The organism is Paraburkholderia tagetis (genome assembly GCF_022213065.1).
Lineage (GTDB): Bacteria > Pseudomonadota > Gammaproteobacteria > Burkholderiales > Burkholderiaceae > Paraburkholderia > Paraburkholderia tagetis.
The window spans coordinates 43,503-56,026 of record NZ_JAKLJA010000034.1 but is presented as its reverse complement, the minus strand read 5'-3'; the positions used below and the strand labels follow the sequence as shown (position 1 = coordinate 56,026).

At 67.6% G+C, this 12,524-nt stretch carries 13 protein-coding genes; 4 read left to right on the top strand and 9 right to left on the bottom strand.

Annotated elements, in window-relative coordinates; all coding sequences use genetic code 11:
- Positions 1–13 precede the first annotated feature (13 nt).
- Positions 14–970: a LysR family transcriptional regulator gene (locus tag L5014_RS29050; protein ID WP_238467250.1), complete on the top strand. Its 957-nt coding sequence runs from the start codon at positions 14–16 to the stop codon at positions 968–970.
- 139 nt (positions 971–1,109) lie between these two features.
- Here L5014_RS29050 and L5014_RS29045 read toward each other — a convergent pair whose 3' ends face one another.
- On the bottom strand, positions 1,110–2,069 hold the full coding sequence (locus L5014_RS29045; RefSeq protein WP_238467249.1) for an NAD(P)H-dependent flavin oxidoreductase: 960 nt from the start codon (positions 2,067–2,069) through the stop codon (positions 1,110–1,112).
- Positions 2,070–2,317: 248 nt separating this feature from the next.
- Between L5014_RS29045 and L5014_RS29040 the strand changes: the two genes are divergently transcribed.
- Together L5014_RS29040 and L5014_RS29035 are read left to right on the top strand one after the other, a co-directional pair.
- Positions 2,318–3,217, top strand: coding sequence for an alpha/beta fold hydrolase (locus L5014_RS29040; RefSeq protein WP_238467248.1), 900 nt, complete (start codon positions 2,318–2,320; stop codon positions 3,215–3,217).
- A 133-nt stretch (positions 3,218–3,350) separates the two neighbouring features.
- Positions 3,351–4,652, top strand: a complete 1,302-nt coding sequence (locus tag L5014_RS29035; protein WP_238467247.1) for a DUF445 domain-containing protein — start codon at positions 3,351–3,353, stop codon at positions 4,650–4,652.
- A gap of 254 nt (positions 4,653–4,906) precedes the next feature.
- On the opposite strand, the gene L5014_RS29030 is transcribed toward L5014_RS29035, so the two are convergent.
- The 6 genes from L5014_RS29030 to L5014_RS29005 all read right to left on the bottom strand — a co-directional run bounded on the left by L5014_RS29030 (position 4,907) and on the right by L5014_RS29005 (position 9,145).
- Positions 4,907–5,824 carry an MBL fold metallo-hydrolase gene (locus L5014_RS29030; RefSeq protein WP_238467266.1) on the bottom strand — a complete coding sequence of 306 codons (918 nt, stop codon included), beginning with the start codon at positions 5,822–5,824 and terminating at the stop codon, positions 4,907–4,909.
- A gap of 59 nt (positions 5,825–5,883) precedes the next feature.
- Positions 5,884–6,348 (bottom strand): MaoC family dehydratase, encoded by a 465-nt coding sequence (locus L5014_RS29025; RefSeq protein ID WP_238467246.1) that lies wholly within the window; start codon positions 6,346–6,348, stop codon positions 5,884–5,886.
- Positions 6,345–6,566 (bottom strand): DUF1289 domain-containing protein, encoded by a 222-nt coding sequence (locus tag L5014_RS29020; RefSeq protein ID WP_238467245.1) that lies wholly within the window; start codon positions 6,564–6,566, stop codon positions 6,345–6,347. Before L5014_RS29020 ends, L5014_RS29025 begins: the two co-directional genes overlap by 4 nt.
- 71 nt (positions 6,567–6,637) lie before the next feature.
- On the bottom strand, positions 6,638–7,159 hold the full coding sequence (locus tag L5014_RS29015; protein ID WP_238467244.1) for a YbaK/EbsC family protein: 522 nt from the start codon (positions 7,157–7,159) through the stop codon (positions 6,638–6,640).
- 48 nt (positions 7,160–7,207) lie between these two features.
- Positions 7,208–8,134 carry a hydroxymethylglutaryl-CoA lyase gene (locus L5014_RS29010; protein WP_238467243.1) on the bottom strand — a complete coding sequence of 309 codons (927 nt, stop codon included), beginning with the start codon at positions 8,132–8,134 and terminating at the stop codon, positions 7,208–7,210.
- Positions 8,135–8,194: 60 nt separating this feature from the next.
- Entirely contained in the window at positions 8,195–9,145 is a 951-nt protein-coding gene (locus L5014_RS29005; RefSeq protein ID WP_238467242.1) for a 2-hydroxyacid dehydrogenase, read from the bottom strand.
- 239 nt (positions 9,146–9,384) lie between these two features.
- On the opposite strand from L5014_RS29005, the gene L5014_RS29000 reads away from it, so the two are divergent.
- Positions 9,385–10,062 (top strand): RBBP9/YdeN family alpha/beta hydrolase, encoded by a 678-nt coding sequence (locus tag L5014_RS29000; RefSeq protein WP_238467241.1) that lies wholly within the window; start codon positions 9,385–9,387, stop codon positions 10,060–10,062.
- Between the two features lie 105 nt (positions 10,063–10,167).
- On the opposite strand, the gene L5014_RS28995 is transcribed toward L5014_RS29000, so the two are convergent.
- Both L5014_RS28995 and L5014_RS28990 read right to left on the bottom strand, forming a co-directional pair.
- Positions 10,168–11,439: an acetate/propionate family kinase gene (locus L5014_RS28995; protein WP_238467240.1), complete on the bottom strand. Its 1,272-nt coding sequence runs from the start codon at positions 11,437–11,439 to the stop codon at positions 10,168–10,170.
- Positions 11,440–11,441: 2 nt separating this feature from the next.
- Positions 11,442–12,383, bottom strand: a complete 942-nt coding sequence (locus L5014_RS28990) for a bifunctional enoyl-CoA hydratase/phosphate acetyltransferase (RefSeq protein ID WP_238467239.1) — start codon at positions 12,381–12,383, stop codon at positions 11,442–11,444.
- Positions 12,384–12,524: the final 141 nt, after the last annotated feature.

Sequence of the window (12,524 nt, the reverse complement as noted above, 5' to 3'; positions counted from 1 at the left end):
AAAGAACGGCGCGATGGATACCCTCGTCAGCATGAAAGTGTTCCGGTACGTGGTGGAGGCGGGGAGCTTCGTCGCGGCGGCCGAGCGCATGGACATGTCCGCGGCCATGGCGAGCAAGCACGTGATGCATCTCGAGCAGCAACTCGGCGCGCGTCTCTTGAACCGCACGACGCGCCGCGTCGCCCCCACCGAGGCGGGCCGCGAATACTACGAGCGCGTGGCCCAGGCGCTCACCGAACTCGACGAGGCCGGCCAGGCGGTAGGCGCCGCGAGCGTGGTGCCGCAGGGGCGCTTGCGCGTGTCGTCGCTCACGGCGTTCGGCCTGCGCCACGTGATGGGCGCGGTGGCCGACTACGCGGCCGGCTTCCCGCAGGTCACCGTCGACATCACCCTCTCGGACCGCGTGGTCGAATTGATCGACGAAGGCTTCGATGTGGCGATCCGCGCGTCGCCTTCGGGGCTGAAGTCGTCGTCGCTGATCGCGCGGCCGCTCGCGACCGCGCATATCGTGCTGTGCGCCGCGCCCGAGTATCTGCGCCGTCACGGCGTGCCGCGCAGCGTGGCCGATCTCGCGCAGCACCGGTTCGTGCATTACGCGGGCGCCTCAGCGGCGGAGCTTGCGCCGTTCGCGGAGACCGGCGCGAGGCCGAAGCCGGGCGGCAATCTGATCGTCAACCACCTGGAGGCGCTGCGCGTGGTGCTGCTCCAGGGCGGCGGGCTTTCGATGCTCGGCACCGAAGTGATCGGCGACGACATCGCGGAAGGCCGCCTCGTGCCACTGCTCGTCGATGCGCTGCCGCCGCGCGAGCTGCCCATCTATGCCGTCTACGCGAGCCGGCGCCATCTTTCGGCAAAGGTGCGTTCGTTCGTCGATTTCCTCGCGGCGCGCTTTGGTGAGCGCGCGCTCTGGCCGGGCGTCGAGGCGATTCGCGAGGCGGCGGCGCGGGCCATACCCGACAAGAAGGCCTGAGCCGAACTCGCGTGCAGCGCCGGCAAGCGAAGCTGCCGCCGGCGCGCAAGCGATGAACGGAGTGTGTGTACAGGCAGGCGCCTGGCCGCGTGCCGAGCCGCGCCTGAGCCGTTAGCGCGGGATCTTCAGCGCGGGATCTTCAGCGCGCGATCCCCAGCCGCGCGCGGGTCTGGTCGTATTCGCTCTTCAGGCGCGCGACCAGCTCCGCCACCGACGGCACGTCGTCCATGAGCCCCACGCCCTGGCCCGCGCCCCAGATGTCCTTCCACGCTTTGGCCTTGTCGCCGCCGAAGTTCATCTTCGACTTGTCCGACTCGGGCAGCGCGTCCGGGTCGAGGCCCGCATTAACGATGCTTTCGCGGATGTAGTTGCCGTGCACGCCCGTAAACAGGTTCGTGTAGACGATGTCGGCGGCCTTGGCTTCGAGGATGGCGTGCTTGTAGCCCTCCACGGCATGCGCTTCGCGCGTGGCGATAAAGCGCGTGCCCATGTAAGCGAGATCGGCGCCCATGGCCTGGGCGGCGAGGATGGAGCCGCCGTTGGCGATCGCGCCCGAGAGCACGATGGGGCCGTCGAACAGGCGCCGCACTTCGCCCACGAGCGCGAACGGCGAAGTCGTGCCCGCGTGCCCGCCCGCGCCCGCCGCAACGAGAATGAGGCCGTCCACGCCAGCTTCGAGCGCCTTGCCGGCATGACGCAGGTTGATGACGTCGTGCAGCACGATGCCGCCATAGCTGTGCACGGCGTCGAGCAATTCTCTTGGCGGCGCGCGCAGGCTCGTGATGAAGATCGGCACCTTGTGCTCGACGCATACGCGCACGTCTTGCTCGAGCCGCGTATTGGACTGATGCACGATCTGGTTCACGGCGATCGGCCCGATCACGGCGTCCGGGTTCGCGGCCTTGTGCTCGGCGAGCTGTTGCTGGATCTGCGTGAGCCACGCGTCGAGCTGCTCGGCGGGGCGCGCGTTGAGCGCCGGAAACGAGCCGACGATGCCGGCCTTGCATTGCGCGAGCACGAGCTCGGGGTAGCTCACGATGAACATCGGCGAGCCGACGACAGGCAACGACAGGTTCTGCAGGACGGCGGGCAATGCCATGACGAGGTCTCCTTGCTGCGGAAGGACGGGTTCAGGCCGGGCTTAGACTAAAAATCGCCCTTCGGGTATCCACCAAAACGGTCGTTCGATTATAGGCGCGCGGCTTGCGCCTCATGGCTCCCACGCCGTTCGGGCGAATCGAGGGAGTGTTCGGTTTCTAGCTTTTCGCTCCCGAATTTGCGACGGCGCATCGCGCACCCCTCCTACAATATCCCGCAGACCAACAAAGATATGCGGGAGACGCGACTATGCCGTTCGAGGGATATACGCCTTTCACCGTTCGCACCGCGGATGGCGTCGAGATTCAGGGGCTCCGTGGCGGCGAAGGGCCACCGCTGTTGCTGCTGCATGGCCATCCGCAAACGCACATGATCTGGCATCGCTGCGCGGCAGATCTCGCGAAGCACTTCACCGTGATCGCCACCGACCTGCGCGGCTACGGCGCCTCCTCCAGGCCCGCGAGCGATGCGAGCCACGCCGCTTACTCGAAACGCGCGATGGCCGCCGATCAGGTCGAGGTCATGCGCCACTTCGGCTTCGAGCGTTTTCTCGTGTGCGCGCACGACCGCGGCGCGCGCGTCGCGCATCGCATGGCGCTCGACCATCCCGACGCCGTGGAGCGGCTGATGCTGCTCGACATCGCACCCACGCTCGCCATGTACGAGCAGACCAACCGCGAGTTCGCCACGCTGTATTTCCACTGGTTCTTTCTGATCCAGCCCGAGCCGCTGCCCGAGGATCTGATCGGCGCGAATCCCGACGCTTATATCGAGCGCGTGATGGGCAGCCGCCACGCGGGCCTCGCGCCCTTCGCGCCCAAGGCGCTCGGCGCGTACCGCGCGGCGCTGCGTCAGCCCGGCGCGGTGCACGCGATGTGCGAGGACTATCGCGCTTCCGCGACCATCGACCTCGAGCACGACCGCGCCGACATCGAGCGCGGCCACAAGGTGGGCTGCCCGCTGCGCGTGCTGTGGGGCGAGCACGGCGTGATCGAGCGCTGCTTCGATCCGCTCGCAGAGTGGCGCAAGGTGGCGCGCGACGTGAGCGGCCGGGCATTGCCGTGCGGCCACTACATTCCCGAGGAGGCGAGCGAGGCGCTCGTCGGCGAGATTCTTTCGTTCTTCGAGGCGATTGAGCGCCAGGAGTGATTGCGCGGCGGACTGCGCGGCGGACTGCGCGGCGGCCGGCCGGTGGTATCGCGACACCGCGCCGTCCGCACGCTGGCCGCATAATGTCGCGGTTCCCCAACCACGACAGTGCACGGCAGTGCACGAGCCGCGCATGACCCCAGCAGACGCCAGCCACGACGAAGCCGAACTCAAGCGGGCCAAGCGCCGCGCGCTCCTGCTGCTGGTGGGCGCGGCGCTGGTGTTCGTCGCCACGGCGCTTTCGCCGCCGGGCGCGCTGATCGACGGCATCAAGGCCGTGAGCGAAGCGGCCATGGTGGGCGCGCTCGCCGACTGGTTCGCTGTCGTCGCGCTGTTCCGGCGCGTGCCGATTCCGTTCATTGCGGCGCACACGGGCATCATCCCGCGCAACAAGGATCGCATCGCCGACGAGCTCGCCGTCTTCGTGCACGACAAGTTTCTCAACGTCGACTCGCTGGTCGCATTGATCCGCCGTCACGATCCGGTCGAGCGGTTCTCGTCCTGGCTCACGGCCCCGCACAACGCGCAGCATCTGGGCGACTACGCAGTGCGGCTGATGTCGGGCCTGCTCGGCCTCACCGACGACGCGCGCATCCAGGCCTTCATCCGCGACGGCCTGCACGCCGCGCTCGACAAGATCGATCTCTCGAAGTCGGCGGGCGCGCTGCTCGACACGCTCACGAAAGACGGCCGTCATCAGGAACTGCTCGACCAGATGCTCGACCAGCTCGGCCTCCTGCTCGCCGAGGAGAGCACGCGCGCGTTCGTGGCGGCGCGCATCGTCGAAGGCCTGAAGGGCGAGTTTCCGCTGACCGAAAAGATCCTGCCCACGGAATGGATCGGCGACAGCGGCGCGCGCGTGCTGGAAACCGCGGTGAACCGTCTGCTGCTGCAAGTGAGCGAAGACCGCGAGCACCACCTGCGCAAGAAGTTCGACGAGGTGGTGCAAAAGCTCGTGGTGCAGTTGAAGAGCGATCCCGCGTTCCTGCGCAAGGGCGAGGAGCTGAAAGCGGGCCTGCGCGAAGGCAGCGCGCTCAACGAGTACACGGGCGCGCTATGGAGCAGCCTGCGCGCGTGGCTGCGCGACGATCTGGAGCGCCCCGACTCGACGCTGCACGCGAAGGTGGCGGCAACCGGGCGCTGGCTCGGCGAGTCGCTTGCCGCCGATGCGGACCTGCGCGCGTCGCTCAACCGCCATCTCGAAGACGCCGCGCGCGCGATGGCTCCCGATTTCGCGTGCTACCTCACGCATCACATCCGCGATACGGTGCGCAACTGGGACACGCGCGAGACCGCGCGCCTGATCGAGCTGAAGATCGGCAAGGACTTGCAGGCGATACGCGTGAACGGCACCGTGATTGGCGGGACGATCGGGCTCGGGCTCTACCTGTGCTCGCACGTGTTCGAATGGTTGCGCCTGCAACTCGGCGGATGATGCGTTCCGTATGACATGTTCGTGAACCTGCGTTGTCTATCACCTGTCATCGATTCGGATTTCGAATCAATTGCTCCCGGTTTTAGGGAAATCACCGATGCGATGCGAATTCGCGCGCGAGTATGATCGGCTCGACAGTTTGATCACGTCAGAGCACGATACTCACGCTCGTCCTGGAAAGGGACGAGCGTTTTTTTTACCGTACCGCTTGTGCTTCTTGCGCCGTGCTGCCCCATGACACTCGGGCACGGGCGTCAGGCCATGCCGGCGGGCGCTTCGATGCCGTTTTCGCCCATCACGAGCGCGCCGCTTTTCGCCAGTTCCCCGGCAAGTTCGCGCAGCAGCGCGGGCCATGCGCTCTCGGGCGCGAGCTGTCTCGCCGCCGCACGCATGGCTACCGCCTGGGCGAGCATGACCTCCAGCGTCGCGAATGTCATCGTGCGCACTTCCAGCAGCTTGAACACGATCAGTACCTTGAGCGCGTTTTTGGCGTTGCGCGCGGGGTCGGCGCTGAGCCACGCGAGGCGCGCATACGCGCGTTCGAGCGCGGCTTCCACGTTCGCGAACGGCGCGCCGTGGCCCGGAATCACCACGGCCACGTCGAGTTGCGCAATGGCGTCTAGCACCGCGCGCTGCTCCGCGAAACCGCTTTCGCCTTCGAGTTCCGGAAAGATCACGCCGAAGCCGTGCTCCCAGAGCGCGTCGGCGCTGATCAGCACGCGCGGCTCGGCGGCGTAGAGCATCAGCGAGTCGGGGTCGTGACCGGGCGCGCCGATGACGTCCCACTCGAAGCCGCCGAGCGTCACGCGCGCGCCGGGCGCGAGCGTGCCCGTGAAGCCGAAGCGCTCGCAGGTCTGGCCGGTGGCGAGAAAGGAGAGCCGCGCTTCGTCCCAGGCGCCCACGGCGCTCGCGCTGGCGGCGGGAATGAGCGTCTCGCAGGGCCATTGCGCCTGGAGGCGCGCGTTGCCGCCGCAATGGTCCGAATGCAGATGCGTGTTGATGATCGTGTCGAGCGCGCGCCCCGCGAGTGCGTGCTGCACGAGCGAGACGGTTTGCGCGGCATGCGTGGCGTAGCCCGTGTCGACGAGCGCCGCGCGTGCCTCGTCGACGAGCAGCACGTTATTCGACGAGAGCCAGCCGCGCTCGAACACGCGGATCGACGGTGGCAACATGGCGGGCAACGTCGCGGGCAACGTGGCTGGCGGATTCGCTCCGGCCGGCGTGGCGTCGCTCATCGCGTGGCTTCTCCGCTCGTTTGCGCCTGCGGCTTCGGCATCACGAGAATCGTCGAGCGGCCCACCACGAGCGTCTCGCCGTTCTGGTTGACGGCCGTGCCTTCGAGCTTCACGAGGTCGCCGTTCAGGCTCGCTTTCCAGTGCGCATCCACGACGCGCCATTCGAAGGTGAGCACGTCATGCGCATGCGCGGCGCGCTTGAGCTTCATGTCGAATTCGAGGCCGAGCGGCTGCGCGTACTGCGAAAAATGCGTGGCGAGCAGCGCCATGAAATACGCGGTGGGCTGCGTGCCCGAGGCGATCAGACCGCCGAAGCGGCTCTGCGCGGCATAGGCGTCGTCGTGGTGCAGCGGGTTCAGGTCGTTTACGAGCGTGGCGAATGATTTCACCGTTTCGGGCGAGAGCGCGAGCGTCGAGCGAAACGTCTCGCCGATCTTCACCACACGGGCGGGCGTGTTCATCGGGCACCTCTCTCGGTGGGGGCATCGAAGCGCTGTGTCAGCCACTGCGCGTGGCGTGTCTCGATCGCGTCCCAGACGGCGCGCTTTGCGGCGTCGTCGAGCGTGGACCACGCGGCGATCTCGTCGATCGTGCGCAGACACCCTTCGCACAGGCCGCTCGCCTCGTGCATGCGGCATACGTTGATGCAGGGCGAGGGCGTTTGAACGGGCGCGCTCATCGGACTCGGGCTGGGACTCGGACTGTGACTCGGATTGGGACTTTGGCTGGGACCCGGATTGCGGCTCACGCTCACGCGTCGCGCAATGCGACGTCCACCACGGGCGCGCCGGTGAGCTCCTCCAGTTCCTGCGGCGAAAGATTGAAGACCGCATGCGGATGGCCTGCCGCGGCCCACAGGCTATCGAGCTCGAACAGGTCGGCGTCGATCAGCGTGACGGGCCGCGTGGCGTGGCCGATCGGGCACACGCCGCCAATCGCATAACCGGTCATCTCGCGCACGAACTTCGCGTCGGCACGGCCGACTTCGCCCACATGCGCCTCGACTTTCTTTTCGTCGACGCGATTGGCGCCGCTCGCGATCACGAGCACGGGCGCATCGTCCTTGCGGCGGCGAAACAGGATCGACTTGGCGATTTGCGCGACTTCGCAACCGAGTCCGGCTGCGGCTTCCGCCGAGGTCTTGCCGGTTTCGGGCAGGAGCACGACCGGCTTTGCGTGGCCGCGCTCGCGCAGGAGCAGCGCGACGCGGCGCGCGGAATCGGGCAGGGCTTCGAGACCGTCCTTGTCGGAGTTGATGAGCGTTTCCGTCATGTCGTTGTTTCCTTCGTACTGCAATGGTTGCAACTCAAGCGTTTCAGATCACGAGCAGGCCGACGCGTTCTGCTTCTTCGCGAGCAGCGCCTTGCCGGCGCGCGAGACATTGGCCCGGCCGATGGCCTTCGAAATGAAGTCGCCGGCTTCCACGACCTGATCGAGGTCGATGCCGGTATGAATGCCGAGGCCGTTCATCAGATACAGCACGTCTTCGGTCGCGACGTTGCCGGTCGCGCCCTTCGCGTAGGGGCAGCCGCCGAGCCCCGCCACGGAGGCGTGAAAGATCGCGATGCCTTCTTCGAGCGCGGCATAGATATTGGCGAGCGCCTGGCCGTAGGTGTCGTGGAAATGGCCCGAGAGGCGCTCGCGCGGGAACGCCTTCGTGACCGCGTCGAACACTTCGTGCACGCGCTTCGCGGTGCCCACGCCGATGGTGTCGGCGATGTCGATCTCGTCGCAGCCGAGCGCCGCGAAGCGCTGCACCACGTCGACGACCGACGCCACCGGCACCTCGCCCTGGTACGGACAGCCGAACGAGCACGAGACGCTGCCGCGAATGCACACGCCGGCGGCCTTGGCCGCTTCGGCCACGGGGGCGAAGCGATCGATGCTTTCCGCAATCGAGCAGTTGATGTTTTTCTGCGAGAACGCCTCGCTCGCGGCGCCGAAGATCACGATTTCATCGGCGTGCGCGGCGAGCGCGCCTTCGAAGCCGCGCATATTGGGCGTGAGCACCGAATAGATCGCGCCTTCGCGGCGTGCGACGCTGGCCATGACCTCGGCGCCGTCGGCCATCTGCGGGACCCATTTCGGCGAAACGAACGAAGCTGCTTCGATGTTCGGAAAGCCCGCCTTCGAGAGCCGGTCGATCAGCTCGATCTTCACGGCGGTGGGCACGAATTCCTTTTCGTTTTGCAGACCGTCGCGCGGTCCGACTTCAACGATCTTGACTGCGGTGGGGAGTGTTGCCATGTCTGTCTCCTGCTTGATTTCCGATATTCAGCTTGAGTTCCTGCGTGTCACCCGCGCGCCTCAATAGCCGCGCGTCGTATGCACGATCCCGCTCACGGACTCGCCGCGCGCGAGCGCCTCGATCTTGTCCGCGACCTGCGAGATTGCTTCGTCGCGCAGCGTGAGCGCGGCGCTATGCGGCGTGATCGTGATGCGCGGCTCGCGCCAGAACGGGTGCTCGGGCGCGAGCGGCTCGCGGCGGAACACGTCGAGCGTGGCGGCCGCGAGCGCGCCGCTCGCCAGTGCCTCGACGAGGTCCTCTTCCACCAGATGCGCGCCGCGCGCGACGTTCACGAGATACGCGCCGCGCGGGAGCTTGCCGAAGGTGCGCGCGTCGAGCACGTTCTCGGTGTCGGGCGTGGCGGGCAGCAGGTTCACGAGCACTTTCACGTCGCTCAGAAACGCGTCGAACTGCGGGCCGTGCAGCTCGCCCGAGAAGGTCTCGATGCCGTCGAGGGTCTTCGCGCTGCGCGAGAAGCCGCGCACCGGCACGCCCAGCGACGCCACCGCGCGCGCGACATGTGCGCCCAGCACGCCAAGGCCGAGCACGCCCACCGTGAAGGTTTCGAGCGGATGCGGCGCGAGCACGTGCCATTCGCGGCGCGCCTGCTGGAGCGCGTATTCGTCGAAGCGGCGCAGGTAGCGCAGCACCGCGTGCCGCACGTATTCGGCCATTTGCGGCGCCATGCCCGAGTCTTCGAGGCGCACGAGCAGCGCGTCCTTGGGCAAGGTGCCCGGATGATCGCGCTCGAGCGCGAGGATCGCATCGACGCCCGCGCCCAGATTGAAGACCGCGCGCAGGCCCTTGCGCGCGGCGAAAAGCTCGCGCGGCGGATGCCAGACGATCGCGTAATCGGCGGGGGCCGTGTCGCCGGGCTGCCATTCGCGCAGCTCGGCGCCGGGCAGGGCGCGCGAGAGACCGTGGAGCCAGGCGGAGGCGTCGGCTTGCGGGAGCCAGAACAGAATTTTCATCGTGGTTCTTTCCCTGCGGATGGTGGAGATCGTGAGATGAGCGGGGGAGTCGCCACATTCTACTTTTTCATGCCGCAGGCCGCCGGCTTTCTCCGCGCGGCCCGCGCCATGACGGCGTCTCATCGTGATCCGGCGCGGCCGGGGCGGGGGCGAGAAAAAGCTAAGCAAAAAAATTGGTTCGGCGCGCATGGGTGGCGGATCACAATCCGTTCACGATCCGTCGAAGCGAGGAAAAAATCATGCTTTCGTGCGCCGCTTCTTCAGGCACCGCTTCTTCGTGCACCTCGCGCTGGCCGCCCAGACTCGTCACCGTGCCGGGCCTGCACGGCAGCGAGGGCGCGCACTGGCAAAGCTGGCTCGAGCGCCAGTTCGCACGCTCGCTGCGTGTGGAGCAGGACGACTGGGACGCGCCTGATCTGTCGCTATGGAGCCGTGCGCTCGCACGGCTGCTGGCGCGCGAGCGCGGGCCGTTCGTGCTAGCGGCGCACAGCTTTGGCTGTCTGGTGACGGCGCATGCGCTGCAGCAAGGGTTCGTTGCCGCCGACGTGGCGGGCGTGCTGCTGGTCGCGCCCGCAAGCCCGGAAAAATTCCGCTTCGCGGGTGCGTTCGAGGCGCGCCGTCTTTCTGTGCCCTCGATCCTGATCGGCAGCGAGACCGATCCGTGGATGCCGCTCGATGGCGCTCAACGCCTCGCGCAGCAACTGGGCAGCGCGTTCGTGAATCTCGGCGACGCGGGACATGTCAACACGGCGGCGGGCTTCGGGCCGTGGCCGCGCGCGAAGTATTTCATCGATACGCTCGTGCATTGCGACGCGCCACGGCGTCTGCGCGACGGTGCGCAGCATGAGGTCCACGCGAAGAGCGAGGCGGCGGATGGCGCGCCGTTTAATGTGAGCGACCGGTTGAAGTTCGCCTGAAGCGCACCTGAAACTGCGGGCTCTGGTGCGCGCCAGAGCCGCCGCAAGGTCGATGCGGCGGCGCCGTATCGACTCATCAGAACGCATCAGAAACATCAGAACGCATCAGCGCGCCAACGCCCCGCGCAGCAGCCGCGCCGTATGCAGCGCGATCATCCCTTCTTCGTCGGTGCGGATGGCGAAGACCGGCACGCGGCTCTCGCGCGAGCTCACGCGCTCCTTGCCGGCGTCATTGGCCGCCGCGTCGAGCGCGATGCCGAACAGCGGCGCGAGCCGCTCGCACACCTGCGCGCGAATCGGCGCGGCGTGCTCGCCGATCCCGCCTGTCAGCACCAGCGCGTCGAGCCCGCCCAGCCCGACGGCGAGCTTGCCCACTTCCTGCGCGATGCGATACGTGTAGAAGTCGACGGCGAGCTTCGCCCGCTCGCTCTCGCTCGCGAGCAGCTCGCGCATGTCGCTGCTCACGCCCGAGAGGCCCTTGAGGCCGGACTCGTGGTACAGCAGCTTCTCGATCTCGTCGTGGCCCATGCCCTGCGCCATCATCCACAGCGCCGCGCCCGCGTCGAGCGCGCCGCAGCGCGTGCCCATGGGCAGGCCGTCGAGCGCGGTGAGGCCCATCGTCGTCTCCACGCTCTTGCCGTCTTTCATCGCGCACAGGCTCGCGCCGTTGCCCAGATGCGCGACCACCACGCGGCCGCGCGCGACGTCGGGTGCGGCGCTGTGCAGGTGCTGCGCGATGTACTCGTAGGAGAGGCCGTGAAAGCCGTAGCGGCGGATGCCTTCCTCGTAGTAGTGGTACGGCAGCGCGAAGAGCTGCGCCATGATGTCGTTGCCCGCATGAAAGGCCGTGTCGAAGCAGGCCACCTGCGGCAGATCGGGCGCGGCCGTGCGCACCGCGCGGATCGCCGCGAGATTGTGCGGCTGATGCAGCGGCGCGAGCGGCGTGAGCGCGTCGAGCGCCTCGATCACCTTGTCGTCGATGAGCACCGCGTCCTTGAATTGCGCGCCGCCGTGCACCACGCGGTGGCCGATCGCGGCGGGCGGCGTGTCGCGCAGGCCCACCGCGAGCACGAGGCGCAACAGGCGGAACGCGGCGTCGTGGTCGGCGACCTGCGCGAGCGGAAACTTCTCGTCGACGATGAGCCGGCCGTCGGCCATGCGCGCGACCACGCGCGGCGCCACGCCAATGCCTTCGATCTGGCCGCCCGCGCCGAAAATCGCGCGCTCGCCGCCTTCCACATGCGGATCGTCGACCACGCGATACACCGAGCACTTGATGCTCGACGAGCCCGCGTTCACGACGAGCACGATATGGCCTTCGTCCTTATGGCCTTCGTCTTGTGCATGAGCCGGGGAGGAGTGGAGCGTCGAAGCCATGGTCACAGGGCCTCCGCGGTCATGCGCGCGCGCCGCGCGTGGGCGAGGAGCACCGCGATCGCGCAACTGCCGATGCGTGCGCGCACGGTGTCGGCGCGGCTCGTGAGGACGACGGGCACGCGCGCGCCGAGCACGATGCCGGCCGATTCCGCGCCGGCGAGAAAGGTGAGCTGCTTGGCGAGCATGTTGCCCGCTTCGAGGTCGGGCACCAGCAGAATGTCCGGGTCGCCCGCGACCTGCGAGGTGATGCCCTTGATGCGCGCGGCCTCGGCGCTGATCGCGTTGTCGAAGGCGAGCGGGCCATCGAGCAAACCGCCCACGATCTGGCCGCGTTCGGCCATTTTGCACAGCGCGGCGGCTTCGATGGTCGAGGGCATTTTCTCGGAGACCGTCTCGACCGCCGCGAGGATCGCGACCTTCGGCGTGGAGATGCCGAGCGCCTGCACGAGATCGATGGCGTTGCGCACGATGTCGGCTTTATCCGCGAGCTTCGGGAAGATGTTGACGGCGGCGTCGGTGATGAAGAGCGGCTTGTGATACGCGGGCACGTCCATCGCGAACACGTGCGAGAGGCGGCGCTCCGTGCGCAGGCCGTTCGCGCCGCGCGCCACCTCATGCAGCAGCTCGTCGCTATGCAGGCTGCCCTTCATGAGCAGCTCGGCTTCGCCCTCGCGTACCGCTTGCACCGCGCGCTCGGCGGCGGCGTGGCTGTGCGGCGCATCCACGATCGTGATGTTTTCGAGCGAGAGCCTGGCTTCTATCGCCACCGAGCGGATTTTTGCCTCGGGGCCGACCAGGATCGGTTCGATGAGGCCGAGGTTGGCGGCGTCGAGCGCGCCCGTGAGCGACGATACATCGCAAGGGTGCGCAACCGCGGTGGGCACGGGCGCGAGGCCCGCGCAGCGGGCCAGCAGGGCGGAATACTTGTCGGGCGTTACAGTCATGTCGGTCTCTCATCCGATGCGAGAGCCTGTTACTGGCTCGAATGAGCGCGAACAGGCGCTGGGCAAGCTGAACCACGGTTGTGCGACGATGTGCGGCGACGCGCCTCGACGCTTTCATGCCTTCATGCTGCGGCGCGCAAA